This window comes from Streptomyces sp. NBC_01306, assembly GCF_026340465.1.
GTDB lineage: Bacteria > Actinomycetota > Actinomycetes > Streptomycetales > Streptomycetaceae > Streptomyces.
In genome coordinates this window covers 2,321,559-2,339,256 of record NZ_JAPEPC010000001.1, presented here as the reverse complement: position 1 = coordinate 2,339,256, position 17,698 = coordinate 2,321,559, and the positions used below count along the sequence as shown (strand labels likewise).

Annotated in this window: 16 protein-coding genes; 11 read left to right on the top strand and 5 right to left on the bottom strand. The window is 70.0% G+C overall.

From position 1 onward, the window contains the following. Positions 1–183 precede the first annotated feature (183 nt). Positions 184–1,074, top strand: a complete 891-nt coding sequence (locus OG385_RS09935) for a LysR family transcriptional regulator (protein ID WP_266853759.1) — start codon at positions 184–186, stop codon at positions 1,072–1,074. On the opposite strand, the gene OG385_RS09930 is transcribed toward OG385_RS09935, so the two are convergent. Then, a complete protein-coding gene (locus tag OG385_RS09930; protein ID WP_266853757.1) occupies positions 1,037–1,897 on the bottom strand; it encodes a LysR family transcriptional regulator in 861 nt (286 codons plus the stop codon). The two genes, OG385_RS09935 and OG385_RS09930, sit on opposite strands and share 38 nt — an antisense overlap. Positions 1,898–2,184: 287 nt before the next feature. Here OG385_RS09930 and OG385_RS09925 point away from each other — a divergent pair, with 287 nt between their 5' ends. The 5 genes from OG385_RS09925 (at position 2,185) to OG385_RS09905 (ending at position 9,516) form a co-directional block, all read left to right on the top strand. Further along, entirely contained in the window at positions 2,185–3,456 is a 1,272-nt protein-coding gene (locus OG385_RS09925; protein ID WP_266853755.1) for an aminotransferase class III-fold pyridoxal phosphate-dependent enzyme, read from the top strand. 70 nt (positions 3,457–3,526) lie between these two features. After that, a complete protein-coding gene (locus OG385_RS09920; RefSeq protein WP_266853753.1) occupies positions 3,527–4,087 on the top strand; it encodes a 2,4'-dihydroxyacetophenone dioxygenase family protein in 561 nt (186 codons plus the stop codon). A gap of 115 nt (positions 4,088–4,202) precedes the next feature. Then, positions 4,203–5,573: an MFS transporter gene (locus OG385_RS09915; protein ID WP_266853752.1), complete on the top strand. Its 1,371-nt coding sequence runs from the start codon at positions 4,203–4,205 to the stop codon at positions 5,571–5,573. Positions 5,574–5,627: 54 nt separating this feature from the next. Beyond that, positions 5,628–7,139 carry an amidase gene (locus OG385_RS09910; RefSeq protein WP_266853750.1) on the top strand — a complete coding sequence of 504 codons (1,512 nt, stop codon included), beginning with the start codon at positions 5,628–5,630 and terminating at the stop codon, positions 7,137–7,139. A gap of 40 nt (positions 7,140–7,179) precedes the next feature. Then, the gene (locus OG385_RS09905; RefSeq protein ID WP_266853748.1) at positions 7,180–9,516 is read left to right on the top strand and encodes an arylsulfatase; all 2,337 of its coding nucleotides are present in this window, start codon (positions 7,180–7,182) and stop codon (positions 9,514–9,516) included. 45 nt (positions 9,517–9,561) lie between these two features. Here the strand turns inward: OG385_RS09905 and OG385_RS09900 are convergent, their stop codons facing one another. Next, the gene (locus tag OG385_RS09900; RefSeq protein ID WP_266853746.1) at positions 9,562–10,443 is read right to left on the bottom strand and encodes a carbon-nitrogen hydrolase family protein; all 882 of its coding nucleotides are present in this window, start codon (positions 10,441–10,443) and stop codon (positions 9,562–9,564) included. A 9-nt stretch (positions 10,444–10,452) separates the two neighbouring features. After that, on the bottom strand, positions 10,453–11,952 hold the full coding sequence (locus tag OG385_RS09895; RefSeq protein WP_266860743.1) for an APC family permease: 1,500 nt from the start codon (positions 11,950–11,952) through the stop codon (positions 10,453–10,455). A 135-nt stretch (positions 11,953–12,087) separates the two neighbouring features. Here OG385_RS09895 and OG385_RS09890 point away from each other — a divergent pair, with 135 nt between their 5' ends. Further along, complete coding sequence (locus tag OG385_RS09890; RefSeq protein WP_266853744.1) at positions 12,088–12,702, top strand: TetR/AcrR family transcriptional regulator; 615 nt, start codon at positions 12,088–12,090, stop codon at positions 12,700–12,702. Positions 12,703–12,753: 51 nt separating this feature from the next. Here OG385_RS09890 and OG385_RS09885 read toward each other — a convergent pair whose 3' ends face one another. Then, positions 12,754–13,341: a hypothetical protein gene (locus tag OG385_RS09885; RefSeq protein ID WP_266853742.1), complete on the bottom strand. Its 588-nt coding sequence runs from the start codon at positions 13,339–13,341 to the stop codon at positions 12,754–12,756. Positions 13,342–13,442: 101 nt separating this feature from the next. On the opposite strand from OG385_RS09885, the gene OG385_RS09880 reads away from it, so the two are divergent. The 4 genes from OG385_RS09880 (at position 13,443) to OG385_RS09865 (ending at position 16,753) form a co-directional block, all read left to right on the top strand. Then, positions 13,443–13,847, top strand: a complete 405-nt coding sequence (locus OG385_RS09880; RefSeq protein ID WP_266853741.1) for a hypothetical protein — start codon at positions 13,443–13,445, stop codon at positions 13,845–13,847. Positions 13,848–13,911: 64 nt separating this feature from the next. Next, positions 13,912–14,112 (top strand): hypothetical protein, encoded by a 201-nt coding sequence (locus tag OG385_RS09875; RefSeq protein WP_266853739.1) that lies wholly within the window; start codon positions 13,912–13,914, stop codon positions 14,110–14,112. Positions 14,113–14,123: 11 nt separating this feature from the next. Beyond that, positions 14,124–14,657 carry a TMEM175 family protein gene (locus tag OG385_RS09870; RefSeq protein WP_266853737.1) on the top strand — a complete coding sequence of 178 codons (534 nt, stop codon included), beginning with the start codon at positions 14,124–14,126 and terminating at the stop codon, positions 14,655–14,657. Positions 14,658–14,728: 71 nt separating this feature from the next. Next, on the top strand, positions 14,729–16,753 hold the full coding sequence (locus tag OG385_RS09865) for a thioredoxin domain-containing protein (RefSeq protein ID WP_266853735.1): 2,025 nt from the start codon (positions 14,729–14,731) through the stop codon (positions 16,751–16,753). Positions 16,754–16,859: 106 nt separating this feature from the next. Here the strand turns inward: OG385_RS09865 and OG385_RS09860 are convergent, their stop codons facing one another. Beyond that, the gene (locus tag OG385_RS09860) at positions 16,860–17,537 is read right to left on the bottom strand and encodes a hemolysin III family protein (RefSeq protein WP_266853732.1); all 678 of its coding nucleotides are present in this window, start codon (positions 17,535–17,537) and stop codon (positions 16,860–16,862) included. Between the last annotated feature and the right edge of the window lie 161 nt (positions 17,538–17,698).

Here is a 17,698-nt window from a genome sequence, read left to right as displayed (position 1 = left end):
GGGCGCAGCGGTGCGGATTGGGGGGTATGCGCGCGCCGCGACTGGGCGGGGTGCACGCGTAGCGACGACGCGGGGTGTTACGCGGTGGTACAGGGGCGCGTGGGAGGCTTGGCCCCCCATCCCGAACCGGTATGTCCGGCCGGCTGTCCCTGTGATGTCCGGTGGCACAGGCTGAGGAGACCCATGGATGTCCGCCGGGCCGAGCACTTCCTCGCCGTCGTGAAGCACGGAGGCGTCACCCGTGCGGCGTCGGCGCTCTATCTCTCCCAGCCATCGCTGTCGTTGTCGATCCGCTCCCTGGAGAGGGATCTCGGGATGGACCTCTTCGTCCGCTCGGGGCGGGGACTGGTCCTCTCGGAATCCGGGCGGAGTCTCGTCCCGGCGGCCGAGCGGCTCCTTGAGAGCGTCGCGGACGCGGGTCGGGTCATGAACGACGTCCGGAGCCTGCGGACAGGGACCCTCACGATCGCGGTGGCGGCGGACCTGGTGGACGACCCGTTGGCCACCATGATCGGCCGGTTCCGGCAGGCGCATCCGGGAGTCGTTGTCGAGATCGTCGACTCCGCCGCCGGCGCGCCGTTCCGCGCACTCCAGACCGGGCACTGCGACGTCGAGCTGTCCACGGAGCAGGCGGAGACCAGGGCCCTCACATGCCATTCGCTGGGCACGCAGCGGCTGCTCCTCGTCGCGGCTGCGGGGTTCGGCTTCCCGGACTCCGGCGCCGTCCCTCTCACAGGTCTCGCCTCGGTCCCGATGATCTTCACGCTGCCCGGAACACCCGAACGAGTCCGGCTCGACGCGGAGTTCACGCGGTGCGGGGTCAGCCCGGTGGTGGTCTGCGAATGCGGGCCGCGGGAGATGATCTGGCCGCTGGTTCTCGACGGTGTGGGTGCGGCGATCCTGCCGCCGGGCATGGCGGCCGCGGCTGCTGAGCAAGGACTGACGGTGCGCGATACGGCCCCGCCGATCGAACGCCGGCTGTTCCTCGTCCACCGCGCGGGTCCGCGCTCGCCCGCCCTGGAGGCGCTGCTCGCGGTCATCGCGGCGGGAGATGAGCCACCGCGAGTTCGGTGAACCGGTCGACCAGCGGTGATCGCCTGTCACGGCGATGGACGATGCCGATCTGCCGGGCGAGCCGCAGATCGAGCTCACGGATCACCGCGCCGCGTGCCCGGGCCATCTCGGCATAGCGTTCCGTCACCAGCGCGGCCCCCGCCCCGGCGAGCACCAGCGACACCTGCGCCTCGCGGTGTGCGCTCCGCACGCCCAGCTTGAGTTCGGCTCCCGCGCCGGCGAGTTCCTGCCCCACGAACGAGATCGGTGTTCCGCCGGCCGGGACGACGAGATGGTGCTCGGCCACCGTGCTCCACGCCACCGGACCCGGATCGATCCGGGTACCGGGCGGCAGGATGAGCCATTCCCTGAGATGACCCAGCGCGGTCGCCGTGAGGTCGTGCAGCCACAGCGACGGCAGGAGGACCGTTCCGACGTCGCAGTGTCCCTCTCTCACCAGGCGGCACACCGATTCCTCGTCGGGGGCCTGCTCGATGCGGGAACGCATCGTGGGATTCTCGCGGTGCAGGAGCCCGACGAGGGTCGCGGTCGGGTGGATGGCGAGGGTGCTCCACGTCGCGATGTCCAGCAGTCCGCTGTCCGGGCTGGTTTCGATGCGGGCGTCCCGGACGATCCGCCGCGCCGATCCGAGGAAGGCCCGGCCGGCGGACGACAGAGCGACGCCGTGGCCGAGCCGGTCGAACAGCTTGAGGCCGAGTTCCCTCTCCAGCGCGGCGATGCTGCGGGACAGCGCCTGCTGCGTGAGCCCGAGGGCCGCGGCGCCGTTACGGACGCTGCCGTGGTCCGCGGCGGCGACGAAGTGCTCGACCTGGTGAATCTGCATTCTGCCCACCCTGCCTGGCCTGCAGCCATAGGTCCTGGTTGTCGGGAGCCCCACATTCGCTATTGGATCCTAGTGATCCAGGCTGCGTTGAATGGACGGCAGGACGGGCCACCCGCCCGACGCCGGCCCAAGGATCCCGTGGTGATCCTGGGCAACGGCATCCCCGTGGAAGGCACTGGGGAGCCTCCGCGCTCATGCCACCCACAGGCCGAGGCGGCCCGCCCGGGCGCCGCCCGCCGAGCGGCCGTTGCTCCCACGCACTGATCCGAACGGACAAGGAGAACTCCATGTCGCAGTCCAGCACCACGACGGACGGGGGGCCTGGTCATCGCCCGCGCGGTGCCGCCCCCTATCCGCCGTACGGAACGGCCGCCGAGAACGACGCGGTCTACGCGCGCCACGTCAGCGCCTCCCACGTCGCGCTCCTGCCCCCGCAGCTGAACATCCATCTCGGTGAGCGCGAGGGCGCACGGGTCCAGGACGCCTACAGCGGCACGTGGTACTGGGACTGCTGGCGGCAGGGGTCGAAGTTCAACCTGGGGCACCGCCATCCGGCCGTGGTCGCGGCATACCGCGAGGCCATCCACCACGTCGACGCCGGGAACTGGGCCCTGGCCTCGGGGTACCGGGCGAGTCTGGCGGAGAAGCTGGCCGCCAGTACCCACCACGCGTTGACGGGCGTGACGTTCGGCGTCGGCGGGGCCGACGCGATCGAGATCGCCGTGCACGCCGCCCGCGCCCACACCCGCCGCACCCGGCTCGTCTCGATCGCCCAGAACTCCTACCACGGGGGGACCGACCTCTGTCTGAGCCTGAGCGGGATCAGCGCGCACCATCGCGAGCGATACCTCGTCGACGGCACGGACGTGACGATGGTGCCGTTCAACGACCTTGACGCGATGCGCCGGGCGGTGACCCGGGAGACAGCGGCCGTGGTCATCGAACCCACGCCGGCGCAGGCCGGCTATCCGGTGCCGGCGCCCGGCTATCTGGAGGGAGTCCGCCGGATCTGCGACGAGCAGGGCACGGTCATGATCGTCGACGAGACGCAGACCGGACTCGGGTCGTGCGGCGGCGGGGTCGTCTGGCAGTACCAGCAGCACGACGTCGTGCCGGACGTGCTCACCACCGGCAAAGGACTCGGCGGCGGCCTGTATCCGATATCGGCCGCGGTGATGGCCGAGCCGGTCTGGGCCTCGTACACCCAAGGCCAGCTGGTTCCGCACGAGTCGACCTACGCCGGTACGGACATCGGCTGCATCATCGCCTCTGCGGTCCTGGACCTGACCACGGATCCGGGCTTCCTCGACCGGGTGGACCAGGTCGCCCAGCGCTTCACCGACGGCTTCGCCGACGCACCCTTCGCGTTCTCGCAGATCGGCACCAACATGGGCCTGCGCACGGCAACGCCCCTGGCCACCGCCGTGCGACTGCTCGAAGCCGGCGTGCTCGTCATTCCCTCCGGCAGCGACCTCGTCGTGCCGTTCCGGCCGGTCCTCACCCTCAGCGACGAGGAAGCCGACTCGATCATCGCCCTCGTCCGCCACGCCCTCGGCTGACAGCGCCGCCGGCGCCCCTCCCCACACATACGAACCGCAGCCCCCCCCACACACACGAACGGAGATTCCCGTGACCGCGCCCATACCCGCACCCGCACCCGCACCCGCGTCCACACCCGCTGCCGCGCTGCCCGTCATCGCCCTGCCCCAGGGAGAGTTGCTCACCGCGAGCGTCAACGACATTCCGATCATCAAGGACGCACTGGGAACCGGCGTCAGCTACCAGCCGCTCTTCCTCGATCCCGAGGCCGGAATCTGGGTCGTGATGGCCTACTTCGCCCCCGGCGCGGAACTGCCGATGCACCTGCACACCGGCGCCGTCCACGGCTTCACCCTGAAGGGCACATGGGCGTACCGGGAGTACCCGGACCAGCCTCAGACGGCAGGCTCCTACCTGTATGAACCCGGCGCATCCGTGCACCAGTTCTACGCCCCCGAGACGAACACCGAGGACACCGAAGTCCTGTTCATCGTCAATGGCGCGAACATCAACTTCACCGCGGAAGGCCAGTTCCACTCGGTACTCGACGCGGTCACCCTGGTCGAGGTGACCAAAGCCCTGGCCGATACGCAGCAACTGGGCGAGATGAACTACCTCAGGGGAGGCAGCGCCCGTTACTCGGCCACCTAGGGCCTGTCGGGGCGGCAGCGACGGCGGCTCCGACCCGGCGCCGCCCCGGTACCCGGAGCCGCCCCGGGCTCCCCGCATTCGTCCGCGCGGATGCACCGACGCAAGGAGATCCGCCGTGGACCTGTCCAACGGTGTCATTCCCGACCCTGCACCCCCCGACCCTGCACCCCCCGCCTCCGCGCCCCCGGCCCACGCCCCGCCGCCCCCTCACCGCCGCCGGAACATGGCACTGCTGGCCGCCGCATCCGCGGCGGACAACACCGAGACGAGCGTGGTCTCGGTACTCTTTCCCGCCGTTCAGTCCGCCTTGGGACTGTCCCTGTCCGCGCTCAGCTGGCTGGTCGCCGGAGCCAAGCTGACCGGCGTGGCCACGGGTCCCCTCTGGGTCGCCGTGTCACGCCGCACCAGCCGCACCTTCGTTCTCGGGGTGTGCACGGCCGGCGCGGGCGCGTTCATCGCGGGCGTCGGTGCCTCGCAGAACTTCGCGCAGCTGATCGTGCTGCACCTGGCGGCCGCGGCGGGCTTCGCCGGGGTCGCGCCGCTGGCTGCCGCGCTGGTGGGGGACATGTACGGCGACAACCGCCGGGGCAGGGCCATGGGGTATCTCTACGGTTCCCTCGCGTTGATCTCCGCCGCCAGCGCGCCCCTGTTCGGGCAGCTCTCCCACTTCGGCGACGGCTGGCGATGGGGATACACCATCTGCGGAGTTCTCTGCGTTCTGGTCGGCCTCGCCCTTCTGGTCTTCTTCCGGGACCCGGGCATCGGCGCCTCCGACCTCTGCGCCACCGACCTCGGCGCCGCCACCCCTCCACCCGACCGCGAACCGGAACGAGCCATCAGATGGGCCGACGTCACCCGGTTGCTCACGATCCGCTCGTTCGTCCTGATCCTGCTTCAACGGCTGCTCTCCACCCAGCTGTTGTTCGTCGCGTTCGGGGTGGTGTTCCTGGTGCAGGTGCTCGGGTTCTCCAACGCGCAGGCCTCACTGGCCATGCTGCCGTACGGGGCCGGATACTTCCTCGGCACGATCGTCGGCGGCCACATCACCGACCGGGTGCACCGGCGCTACCCGGTCCGTGGACGCGTCGCCGTGTTCCAGCTGGCACATGCGGCTTTCGCGGCCGTCGCATTCGTCGCGACCCAGTTCCCGTGGCACTCGCTGGTGGTGGTGGCCGCCTTGTTCGCGGTTCTCGGCGGCCTGCAGGGCGTCACCCCGGTCGTGCAGACACCCATGGTCATGGCCGTCGTTCCGCTGGAACTGCGCGCACTGGCCTTCGCGCTGAAGCTCTCCGTCATGGATGCGATCGGCTGGGTGGTCTTCACCCTCTCGGCCGGGTATCTCGGCGACCGCATCGGACTGCGGGAGACGTTCTTCTGGCTCCTCGTCGTGGTGATGGTGGCCAACGCCGCGTTCATCTCGCTGTTCTACCGGCCGTACGCCCGTGACTGCGCCCGGCTGAGCGCACCCATCACAGCGCCGGCCTGAGAATCCGGCTCCACACCTCGATCCCAGAGTTACGCGACGAAGGAACACACCACGGTGACCACGAACCATCAGGACGGCCCGGCCCCTCACGTCAACGACATCGTTCTGCTCCAGGCCGTCGAACTGTCGAAGGCGATCCACGCACGGCGGGTGTCGTGCGAGGAGGTGATGACCGCCTACCTCGATCACATCGAGGGGATCAACCCCACGGTCAATGCCATTGTCAGCCTCCGCCCGCGCGAGGAACTGCTCCGGGAAGCAGTGGAGAAGGACCGGCTGCTGGCACAGGGCCGCGACATGGGCTGGATGCACGGCTTCCCGCACGCCGTCAAGGACACCGCCGACGCGGCCGGATTCAAGACCACCCGGGGCTTCTTCCACGGCAGGTTCGACCTGCCGGCGGCGCGGACCGACTCCCTTCACATCGCCCGCATCCGGGCCGCGGGAGCGATCTTCATCGGCAAGACCAACGTCCCCGAGTTCGGGCTCGGTTCACACACGTACAACGACGCGTTCGGCCTGACCCGCAACGCCTACCACCAGGGCCGGTCGGCCGGCGGCAGCAGCGGGGGCGCAGCGGTCGCGGTGGCTCTGCACATGCTGCCGGTCGCCGACGGCAGCGACTTCATGGGGTCGCTGAGGAACCCGGCGGCCTGGAACAACGTCCTGGGCCTGCGACCGTCCTTCGGCCGGGTCCCCATGGTGGGCCCGGACGTCTTCGTCCAGCAGGGTGCGATCGCCGGTCCCCTCGCCCGGACCGCCACCGATCTCGCCCTGCTCCTGGAAACCATGTCCGGTTACGACCCGCGCGCCCCGCTCTCCCTCGAACCGGCCGGCACGCTGTCGTCGCCACTGGAACGCGACTTCACCGGCCTACGCGTGGCCTGGATGGGCGACCTGGGCGGCTACCTCCCCATGGAAGCGGGGGTACTTGAGCAGTGCACCACGGCGCTCGGCGTGTTCGAGCGGATCGGTATGACGGTTCAGCCGTACACCGGGCTGCCGACGGCGCCCGGCTTCGCCGGTACCGATGATCTGTGGCCGCTGTGGCTGACCTTCCGGCACTGGCTGGCCGGCGCACAGCTCCATCCGCTCTATCGCAATCCGGAGACCCGTGCCGCGCTCAAGCCCGAGGCCCTCTATGAGGTCGAAGGGCTCATCGAGGGCGTCGGCGGAAGGCCCCCGATCGGGGCACTGGACGTGTTCGACGCATCGGTCAAACGGACCGCGATGTACAACGCGTTCCTGACTCTCTTCGACACCTACGACTTCCTCGTACTGCCGTCCGCCCAGGTGTTCCCGTTCGAGGCCGACATGGACTGGCCGAGAACGGTGAACGCGACCGCCATGTCGTCCTACCACCGGTGGATGGAGGTCACCACCATCGCGACCCTGCTGGGCGTCCCCGCCGTGAGTCTGCCGGCGGGATTCGGCCCGGACGGGCTTCCGATGGGAGTGCAGGTGCTCGCGCGGAGCCGCGCCGAGCTCGACCTGCTCCAGGTCGCACACCGGTGGGAGCGGGAGTCGCCCTGGGGCCCCGCCGTGAAACCCCGGCTCCTGAAGTAGCCCCCAGGCACCCGGAATCGCTCACCAAGGAGATCCGTACATGACTCGCCCCTTCGACACCGTACGCCGGACCCTGCCCATACCGGAGTCCCGTCCGCCCACGACGGCCACCCTCGACATCAGGGACACCTCCTACCCGCCGCTCGACCGGCTCCGGCCGCCGGACGGCGCCCCGAACGTGGTCGTGGTACTCATCGACGACATGGGGTTCGGCGCGTCGAGTGCGTTCGGCGGTCCCTGCGCGATGCCCACGGCGGAGCGTCTGGCCGCAGGCGGCCTGAAGTACACCCGCTTCCACACCACAGCGCTGTGCTCTCCCACCCGCGCGGCGCTGATGACCGGGCGCAATCACCATGCGGTGAACATGGGAACGGTGACGAACCTTGCCACGTCGACCCCCGGATACACCGCCGTACGCCCGCAGTCCGCCGCGACCCTCGCGGAAGTGCTGCGGCTCAACGGATACTCCACCGGCGCCTTCGGGAAGATGCACCAGACGCCACCCTGGGAGATCAGCCCGGTCGGGCCGTTCGACCGCTGGCCGACCGGAGAGGGCTTCGAACGGTTCTACGGCTTCCTCGGTGGCGAGATGAACCACTGGGAGCCCCTGCTCTTCGACGGCACCCAGCCGGTCGAACCGCCGGACACCGACGACTACCACCTGAGCGACGACATCACCGACCGGGCGATCGGCTGGATGCGCACCCAGCATGCTCTGGCCCCCGCCAAACCGTTCTTCATGTACTTGTCCTTCGGCGCCACCCACGCGCCCCACCACGCTCCCAAGGAGTGGATCGACAAGTACCGCAACCGGTTCGATCAGGGCTGGGACCGTGAACGCGAAGTCATCCTGGAACGGCAGCGGGCAGCGGGTGTCGTGCCCGATGACTGTGTGCTGACCCAGCGCCACGATGACATTCCCGCCTGGGACGAGCTGGACGGCGACGAACAGGCAGTGGCCGCACGGCTGATGGAGACCTATGCCGCCTTCGCCGAGCACACCGACCACCAGGTCGGCCGCCTGGTGGACGCACTGGAAGCCTCGGGCACGCTGGAGAACACGATCTTCCTGTATCTGCTGGGCGACAACGGAGCCAGCGGGGGCGGCGGAACGTACGGCTCGTTCAACGAGACCGCCAGTCTCAACGGCGTACGTGAGCCTGCCGCGAACATGGTGCAGCGACTGGACGAGGCCGGTGGCCCGACCGCGTACAACAACTTCCCCACCGGATGGGCGCACGCGACCAACACTCCGTACCAGTGGTTCAAACAAGTGGCCTCGCACTGGGGAGGGACACGGGTGGGCCTGGTCGCCCACTGGCCGGCCGGAGTCAGCGCTGCCGGGGAAGTACGCCACCAGTGGCACCACGTGAACGACGTCTATCCGACCATCCTGGAGGCAGCGGGCATCCCCATCCCCGAAACCGTCAACGGCACACCGCAGCAGCGGATCGACGGGGTGAGCATGTGCTACACCTTCGACGAACCCGGAGCGGACGAGCGGCGCACCACCCAGTACTTCGAGATGTTCGGCAACCGCGGCATCTACCACGACGGATGGTCCGCGTGCACCAAACACCTGGCTCCGGGGGAGCATGCTCCCGAGGCCGGGTTCCGGGACGATCGCTGGGAGCTCTACGCTCCCGACGACTGGAGCCAGGCCCACGACATCGCCGGTGAACAGCCGGAGAAGCTCATAGAGCTGCAACAGCTGTTCCTCGCCGAGGCCGAGAAGAACTCCGTACTGCCTCTCGACGACCGGCGCGTGGAGCGCTTCATCGCTCAACTGGCGGGCCGCCCCGACCTCAACGGCGGGCGCGGCACCGTCGAGCTGCATGCCGGGATGCGCCAGCTGAACGACAACTGCGTTCCCGACATCAAGAACAAGTCGCACTCGATCCGGGCGTCGATCGTCCTCCCGGACTCCGGTGCGGACGGCGTCGTGCTCTCCCAAGGAGGGCGCTTCGGCGGCTGGTCGCTGTTCCTGTCGGCCGGGGTGCCGGTGTACTGCCACAACTGGCTCGGATTCGAGCGCTTCTCCGTGCGCGCCGACTACGCGCTCGCACCCGGTCGACACGAACTGGTCTTCACGTTCGACTACGACGGGGGCGGATTCGGCAAGGGCGGGACCGGCACACTGGCCGTGGACGGCGCGCAGGTGGCGCAGGCCAGAATCGCCCGCACCGTGCCGTTCCGGAACCCCACATCGGACACCACGGATGTGGGGATCGACCTCGGAACACCGGTGACCGACGAGTACCGGACCGAGAAGGGCCGGTTCAGCGGCCGGATCGAATGGGTGCGCATCACCGCCGACGGTGACGGCCCGGCCATTCCCCCGGGGGTGGCCCAGCGGATCGAAGTAGCGACCCAGTGACAGGAACCGGCCACATCCGGACGGCACGAGCGGTGTACTGGGCGGCTACTGTGCGCTCTCGTCGTTCAGCCAGGGCGGAGTGTGGAACGTGCCGCCGTACATGGGAAGTTCGATGGCCGATCCGTACCGCGCGAGCTGGGCCCAGGGGCGGTTGATCCCGGCGGAACCGTAACGGCGCACCCGGGTGACCGTGTCCAGGTCCAGGACGTCGACGAGGATCTCCTCACCGCTCCCGGCCTGCTGGCGGACGATGCCCTCCGGGTCGACCAACGCGCTGGTGCCGACGCCGGCCGGGTCGGCGGCGTTCACGTTGAGGACGTACAGCTGGTTCGTCCAGGCGTTGGCGCGTGCGCAGACGAGTTCCATCTCACGGTCCCGGGTGGTGGTCAGCGTGGGCTGGATGACGATCTCGGCGCCCATCCAGGCGAGTTGGCGCACGGTCTCGGGAAAGGAGCCGTCGTAGCAGATGGCCAGACCCACCCGGCCGACCCCGGGGATGTCGAAGACGGTGAAACCCGTCCCGGGGGCCGCCTTCTCGTAGGGCTGCCAGGGGAAGACCTTGCGGTAGCGGGCTGCGATCTCGCCCTGGGGAGAGACCGCGAGCGCGGTGTTGTGGATACGGCCGTCCTCGGCGCGTTCGAAGACGCTGCCGGGGACGAGCCACAGTCCGGTCTCCACCGCGAGGGCGCGGAGCCGGTCGGTGAGCGGGCCGGGGATAGTGACGGCGGCCTGTTCCATCCAGTCGTCGGGCGCCGGCCCCAGCAGTGGTCCTTCGGCGGCGAGGTGCAGTTCGGGAACGGTGACCAGCTGGACGTGGGGGAACAGGTCACGGGTGGTGCGGACCTGGTCGGCGAAACGGAGCCAGGTGGCTTCGAGGTCGTAGGGAACGGGGGCGGTCTGGAGTGCTGCTACGGCGAGTGTGCGCATGGAAGTTGGTCAGTCCTCGGTGATGGTGAGCCGGGCGACGGCGGTGCGGCCTTCGCGGAAGAAGCGGGGGAAGCGGGAACGGGCGATCAGTACGGCCGCCACGCCCAGGGCGATGGAGCCTGCTCCGAGCAGGAAGACCCCGCCCACGCCGTGGAAGGAGGTACTGCCGTAGGTGGGCGCGTACATGTCGTGGGCGCTCCGGGCGAAGGCCGCCAGCATCATCACGGCGCCCAGCAGCGGAAAGAGACCCTTCATCAACAGGTCGCGCGGCGAGTCGCGCAACTGCTTGCGGAAGTGCCAGACGCACGCCAGCGCCGTGGTGCCGTAGTAGCCGGCGATCAGCAGGCCGACGGAGAGGATGGCATCGCCCAGGAACCTCGCCGAGAGCAGCTGGAGCATGACCAGCAGGGCCGCGGTGGTGGCGCCGAAGAAGACGGTTCCGAAGGCGGGTGTGCGATGGCGCGGGTGGATACGGGCGAACGGGGCGGGCAGGGCGCCGTGCGAGGCCATGGACAAGGTGGCCCGTGAGCTGCTGATGAGGCTGGTGAGCAGGGCGGAGAGGGCGGAGAGGCAGACGGCGAGCTGGACCGCCTTGGTCAGGGCCGTGCCGAGCACGGAGGGGGCGAGGGTGGCCAGGATGTCGGTGGCGTTGGCGGGGTTGCCCAGTCCGTTGCCGGTGCGGGCGGTGCCGGCGAAGCTGATCGCGGCGAAGGCGGTGAACAGATAGGTGCCCAGCAGGACGAAGGTGGAGACGAGCACAGCCCGCCCGGGGACGCGGTCGCTGTCGCTGGTCTCCTCGTTGACGGTGATCAGCGCGTCCCATCCCCAGTAGATGAACAGGCACAGCAGCACCGCCTGGGCGCAGGGTCCGAAGCCCCCGAAGGCCAGGGGGTTGAGCCAGGCCAGGGACGGGGTGGCGGCGTGATGCCGCAGGAGGGCGGCGGCGCCGAACCCGAACAGGGCGGTGAGTTGCAGTCCCAGCAGGACGTACTGGAGCGGGGCGGCGATCTGCAGGCCCCTGCGGGCCACAGCGGTGAGGGCCGCCAGCAGCAGGACGGCCGTGGCGGTCACGGCGGTGGTGCTCTGCTCCAGCGCGTGCAGGCCGAGCGCCTGGAGCAGGTAGGTGGCGCCGACCTGGGACAGTGCCGTCATCGCGATCAGGGTGGCGATCTGCACCACCCAGCCGCCGGTGAGCCAGCCGGTCAGGGGGCCGAAGGCGCGGGTGGTCCACACGAAGGTGGTTCCGCAGTCCGGCATCTGCCGGTTGAGTTCGCGGAAGGCGAAGGCGGTGAGCAGGATCGGCACGAAGCCCAGCAGCAGTGCGGCCGGGGCGAGATGTCCGACGACCAGGGTGACCAGGCCGAGTGTGACGGCGATGCTGTACGCCGGGGCCACCGAGGACAGACCGAGGGCGACGGCCGCGAGCAGGCCGACCGAGCCCGATCGCAGCCCTTTACCGGTGGAAGGGGGCGGGCTGCCGGTTGCTTCGGCGGTGTCGGTCGGGTTCATCGTCACGGTGGCGCTCCTGACACGGGCACGGCTGTTGTTAAATTTGGATTTAAGAGTGCTGTGCCAGAACCGTCAAGGCCTGCGTCGATGTTTGTTAAACTCGACGAGAGATCAGGACCGGGGAAAGGGGACACCATGGCGGCGAAGAAGGGCGGCGGGAAGGAAGCCCGCCGTGCCGAGCTGGGCGCAGCGGTGCAGCGCGCCTTGCTGACGCGCGGGCTGGACGGTCTGCGCCTGCGCGACATCGCCGAGGAAGCCGGCGTCACACCTGCCGCGGTGCTCTACTACGGCGATCTGGACGCCCTGGTTCACGAGACCTATCAGCGGGCCATCGAGCGGTACAGCCAGGAGCGCGAGCAGGCCGCCGACCGCTTCACGGACGCCCGCGAGAAGCTCCGCTCCTGCATCGACAACGGCGTCGCCAGCGGCCCCGACGACGCTCTGACCCGGCTGCTCTACGAGTACTGGCCGCGCTGCCTGCGCGATGCCAGGGCCGCGGCCCTGGACAGTGCACTGACCGAACGTCAGATCTCTGTCTACGCAGGCATCCTGGTGCTGGGCCAGGCCCAGGGCCACTTCGCCCTCCAGGACCCGCCCCGCCTTGTCGCCGCCAACTTCGTCGCCATGGAGGACGGCTATCAGATGGAGGTTCTCGCCGGCCGCCGCACCCGCGCCGAAGTGATCACCGCCCTGCACGCCCACGCACGGGCCGTCACCGGCCACGACCTGGCCGGCGGCACTGAGCACTGAGTACTGACCAACCGGTCGGATGGTTCCCAGGTCCACGGTGACCGGGAGGATTCAGACGAGTTGGGCCGTGGCAAGCGGAACCTCGGCCGGGCCGGGAGCGGCGTCGGCGGGTGCCCGGTGGACGGCCCGGCGCAGGGCCGCAGCCACCGGGGCGGACAGCCGCCGCAGCACGTCGACGTCGGCCGGGGTGAAGTCGGGCCGCCCACCGCCGCCGAACAGGGCGATGGCGCCCCAGCACCGGCGGTCCACCACGAAGCTCGCCCGCAGCTCGTGCCGCGCGTCGATCATCGGGAGCACGGCCCGGTACCGGTGGCTGGACTCCGGGTCACCGCCGGTGGCCGCACCGAGCGTGCCTGCGGGCCTCTCGGAGCGGGCGAGCGCCGCGAACTTCAGTACGTCGTCCACCAGGTACTCGTTGTGCGCGGCGGCTGCGGCCGCGGCCGGCGTGAGTCCGGCACTCACGTCGTCGGTGATCAGCAACGTTGCGGGGTCGATCGTGCCGAAACAGTAGGAGTTGGCCGGGACGAGCCGCGTCAGCCGCTCGGCGATCCGGCGTCGCAGCTCCCGGGAGCCGAGGTCGAGACGGCAGATCGCCTCGATGTCACGCACGGTCTCGCGCTGGGCAACCGGGGAACTCACCGGCCGGACGATACCCAGAAGTGTGGGAGGGCCGGGCAGTTGCCCTGGTGGCTACCCTCGGTCCGGAAAGCGGAAGGCAAAGGCACAGGAGGTATCGCGGCATGTCCCCGTCCATGCTCATCGTCGGGCTTGATCCCGCGCTGGTGGACGACGCGCCCTCGTCGCGGGCGGCGTTCCCCGAGATCGACGCCGAAGCGGTCCGGGCCGGCGTGGCCGCCGGGCGGGCCCGGCTCAAGGAACTCGGCTTCGCGGTCGACGTCTGCCCGCTCGATTACGGCCGCACGGCCGAGGCGGTCTACCGCGCCGCGCTGTCCAGGAAGGACTACGACATCGTGGTGATCGGCGCCGGCATCCGGCTGGACCCGGCGCTGACCCCGCTCTTCGAGGTGTTGGTGGACACCACCCATGAACTGGCACCCGGTGCGAAGCTCTGTTTCAACGTGAGCCCATCGACAACCGTCGAGGCCGTCCAGCGGTGGTGGCCCGAACGCAGGCCACTGGTCTAGTACTTGACCCAAGCCCTGAGCGACCGCAGGCGCGGCGGACACGACAAAGGGAAGGTGCAAACACATGGATGCCAGTGGCGTCATCGACGGGACCGAGAAGGAAGGGACCGAGAAGGAAGGGACCGAGACGGCAGGGACCGAGACAGCTGGGGCCGACCCGGCAGAGCCGTCGGTTCCCGCGCCGGACAGGATCGAGGGGGGCGTCTCGGGGGAGCGCCTGGTGCTCTTCACCGACGCGGTCACCGCGATCTCCATCACCCTCTGATCCTGCCGCTGGTGGACCTCGTCCCGGAAGCCGCGTCCGCCCACGAGGGCGCCAGCGAGGTGATCACCGGTCACCTCGACCAGATCTGGAGCTTCCTGCTCAGCTTCGCGGTCATCGCGAACATCTGGCGGGAGCACCACCGGACCTTCTCATCGGTCGCGACGTTCACCCGCTCCCTGATGGTGTGGAACATGGGGTGGCTGCTCTCCGTCGTCGTACTTCCTCTGCCGACGGAGATGCTCGGCGCCTTCGGCCGCGACCGATTCGTGGGGGCGTTCTACTACTCGACCCTCCTGACCAGCATGGTCTGCCGGTTCGCGATGCTGAGGATCCTGAAAACCACCCCGGCACTCCTGGAGGAAGACGGCCAGGCGGCCCGCCGGAGGACCGAGGACCTGTACACCGAGAGCTGTCTCAACGTCCTCGCCCTGGTCATCGCCTTCGCCATCGCGCTCGCCGTACCCGTCCTGCAGTACTACAGCCTGTTGCTGCTCGCCGTCCTGCCGAGGCTGGCGCGTCTGCGAGGCCGGCGCACCGCCCGCTGACGGCCGGGCGTTTTCGCTGTCCGAGGCCTGAATCGCCGGGCTGCTGAGAGGGACGTGGGAGGGTTGGCCCCATGCCGAATCGCCTGGCCCACGAGACGTCCCCCTACCTTCTCCAGCACGCCGACAATCCGGTCGACTGGTGGCCCTGGTCGGCCGAGGCCTTCGAGGAGGCGCGCAGGCGCGGGGTGCCGGTGCTGCTCAGCGTCGGGTACTCGTCCTGCCACTGGTGCCACGTCATGGCGCACGAGTCCTTCGAGGACGGGCCGACCGCCGCTTACCTCAACGAGCACTTCGTCCCGGTCAAGGTCGACCGGGAGGAGCGCCCGGACATCGACGCCGTCTATATGGAGGCCGTCCAGGCCGCCACCGGACAGGGCGGCTGGCCCATGACCGTGTTCCTCAACGCCGAGGCCCAGCCCTTCTACTTCGGTACGTATTTCCCGCCCGCGCCCCGGCACGGCAGCCCCTCCTTCCGGCAGGTGCTCGAAGGCGTCACCGGTGCCTGGACCGACCGGCGCGGCGAGGTGGACGAGGTCGCCGCCAAGGTGGTGGAGGATCTGGCCGGCCGCTCCCTCACCCACGAAGCGGCCGGTCCTCCCGCCGCGGACGACCTCGCGCGGGCGCTGCTCGCGCTGACCCGCGAATACGACGCCAAGAACGCCGGGTTCGGCGGTGCGCCCAAGTTCCCGCCGTCCATGGCCGTCGAGTTCCTGCTGCGCCACCACGCACGTACCGGCTCCGACGGCGCCCTCCAGATGGCCGCCGACACCTGCGGGGCGATGGCACGCGGCGGGATGTACGACCAGCTCGGTGGCGGGTTCGCCCGGTACTCCGTGGACCGGGAGTGGCGAGTGCCCCACTTCGAGAAGATGCTCTACGACAACGCCCTGCTCTGCCGGGTGTACGCGCACCTCTGGCGGGCCACCGGATCGGATCTGGCGCGCCGGGTGGCGCTTGAGACCGCCGACTTCATCGCCACCGAACTGCGCACCCCCGAGGGCGGGTTCGCCTCCGCGCTGGACGCCGACAGCGAGGACGCGGACGGCCGGCACGTCGAGGGCGCCTACTACGTCTGGACCCCGGCCCAGCTGCGCGAGGTGCTGGGCGAGCAGGACGGCGAGCGGGCCGCGCAGCTGTACGGGGTCACCGAGGAGGGGACCTTCGAGGAGGGCGCATCCGTCCTCCAGCTGCCCGGCGACGACGTACCCGCTGAACTGCGCGAACGGCTGCTCGCCGCCCGGAGCCTGCGGGCCCGGCCGGGCAGGGACGACAAGGTCGTCGCGGCGTGGAACGGCCTGGCCGTCGCGGCCCTCGCGGAGGCCGGTGCCTACTTCGACCGCCCCGACCTGGTCGAGCGCGCCACCGAGGCCGCCGACCTGCTGGTGCGGCTGCACATGGACGAGGGCGCCCGGCTCTCCCGTACGTCCAGGGACGGCCGGGCCGGCGCCAACTCCGGTGTCCTTGAGGACTACGCCGATGTCGCCGAGGGGTTCCTCGCGCTGGCCGGGGTCACCGGGGAAGGGGTCTGGCTGGAGTTCGCCGGGTTCCTGCTCGATCTCGTACTCGACCAGTTCACCGGTGCGGACGGCACGCTCTACGACACCGCGCACGACGCCGAGCCGCTGATCCGCCGTCCCCAGGACCCGACGGACACCGCGACCCCTTCGGGCTGGACCGCCGCCGCCGGAGCGCTGCTCTCGTACGCCGCGCACACCGGCTCCGAGGCCCATCGCAGCGCCGCCGAACGGGCGCTCGGTGTGGTGAAGGCGCTCGGCCCGCGTGCGCCGCGCTTCATCGGCTGGGGGCTGGCGGTGGCGGAAGCCGCCCTCGACGGGCCGCGCGAGGTGGCGGTCGTGGGACCCGCGGGTGACGCCGGTACGTCGGCCCTGCACCGCACCGCGCTCTTGGCCACCGCCCCGGGCGCGGTGGTCGCCGCGGGGGAGAGCGGCAGTGACGAGTTCCCGCTGCTTGTGGACCGGCCGCTGATCGACGGGCGCGCCGCCGCGTATGTCTGCCGGAACTTCACCTGTAGCGCGCCGACTCCCGATCCGGCCGTGCTGGCCGAGCAGTTGGGCGGTGCGCAGCAGGACGTGTAGCAACAGACGTGTAGCGGCAGACACGTAGCGACAACTGTGGCCGGGACCCGTCCCCTTCGGAGCGAAGGAGGCGGGTCCCGGCCACTGCCGTGTGCGGTGCGGGCCGTCAGTAGGCGACCAGCGAGATCGCCACGTACTGCGTGATGAAAGCGGCCAGCGTCAGTGAGTGGAACACCTCGTGGAAACCGAACCAGCGCGGTGACGGGTCCGGGCGCTTGAGCGCGTAGATCACGCCGCCCGCGCTGTAGAGCAGCCCGCCGACGACGACGCAGACGAGGACGGCCACCCCGCCCACCCGCATGAAGTCGGGCAGGAAGAAGACCGCGGCCCAACCCATCGCGATGTAGCAGGGCGTGTACAGCCAGCGCGGCGCGCCGACCCAGAAGACCCGGAACGCTATTCCGGCGAACGCCGCCCCCCAGACCGCCCAGAGCAGCGGCGCCGCCGTCGACCCGGGGAGCAGGAGCAGCGTCAGCGGTGTGTAGGTGCCCGCGATGATCAGGAAGATGTTCGCGTGGTCGAGCCTGCGCAGGATGGCCTCGCCGGTGCGGCCCCAGGTGCCGCGGTGGTACACCGCGCTCACCCCGAAGAGCATGCAGGCGGTGAGGATGTAGATCGCGCAGGCGATACGGGCGCGGGTGGAGTCGGCGAGGGCCACGAGCGCGAGCCCCGCGACGATCACGGCCGGGAACATTCCGGCGTGCAGCCAGCCGCGCAGCAGCGGTTTCACCGGCTGGATGTTCTCCGGGGTGAGCGCGGTCGCTTCCGGGGCGGCGGGAGTCATATGGCGATGCTACCTACGTACCCGTAGGTTCCCGGCCGCGCGGTAGGCCGGGCCGGTGACGGCAGTGACGGCAGTGACGGCAGTGATGCCGAGGCCGGCGGTGAGAGTGGCGACGCTCACGTGAGAGACCCCCTGGACAGATGGGCGGATTGCGCGGATCA

Coding starts and splice junctions, on each gene's coding strand:
- OG385_RS09935 (WP_266853759.1), top strand. CDS start 184: ATGGATGTCCGCCGGGCCGAGCACTTCCTCGCCGTCGTGAAGCACGGA.
- OG385_RS09930 (WP_266853757.1), bottom strand. CDS start 1,897: ATGCAGATTCACCAGGTCGAGCACTTCGTCGCCGCCGCGGACCACGGC.
- OG385_RS09925 (WP_266853755.1), top strand. CDS start 2,185: ATGTCGCAGTCCAGCACCACGACGGACGGGGGGCCTGGTCATCGCCCG.
- OG385_RS09905 (WP_266853748.1), top strand. CDS start 7,180: ATGACTCGCCCCTTCGACACCGTACGCCGGACCCTGCCCATACCGGAG.
- OG385_RS09900 (WP_266853746.1), bottom strand. CDS start 10,443: ATGCGCACACTCGCCGTAGCAGCACTCCAGACCGCCCCCGTTCCCTAC.
- OG385_RS09895 (WP_266860743.1), bottom strand. CDS start 11,952: ATGAACCCGACCGACACCGCCGAAGCAACCGGCAGCCCGCCCCCTTCC.
- OG385_RS09890 (WP_266853744.1), top strand. CDS start 12,088: ATGGCGGCGAAGAAGGGCGGCGGGAAGGAAGCCCGCCGTGCCGAGCTG.
- OG385_RS09880 (WP_266853741.1), top strand. CDS start 13,443: ATGTCCCCGTCCATGCTCATCGTCGGGCTTGATCCCGCGCTGGTGGAC.
- OG385_RS09875 (WP_266853739.1), top strand. CDS start 13,912: ATGGATGCCAGTGGCGTCATCGACGGGACCGAGAAGGAAGGGACCGAG.
- OG385_RS09865 (WP_266853735.1), top strand. CDS start 14,729: ATGCCGAATCGCCTGGCCCACGAGACGTCCCCCTACCTTCTCCAGCAC.
- OG385_RS09860 (WP_266853732.1), bottom strand. CDS start 17,537: ATGACTCCCGCCGCCCCGGAAGCGACCGCGCTCACCCCGGAGAACATC.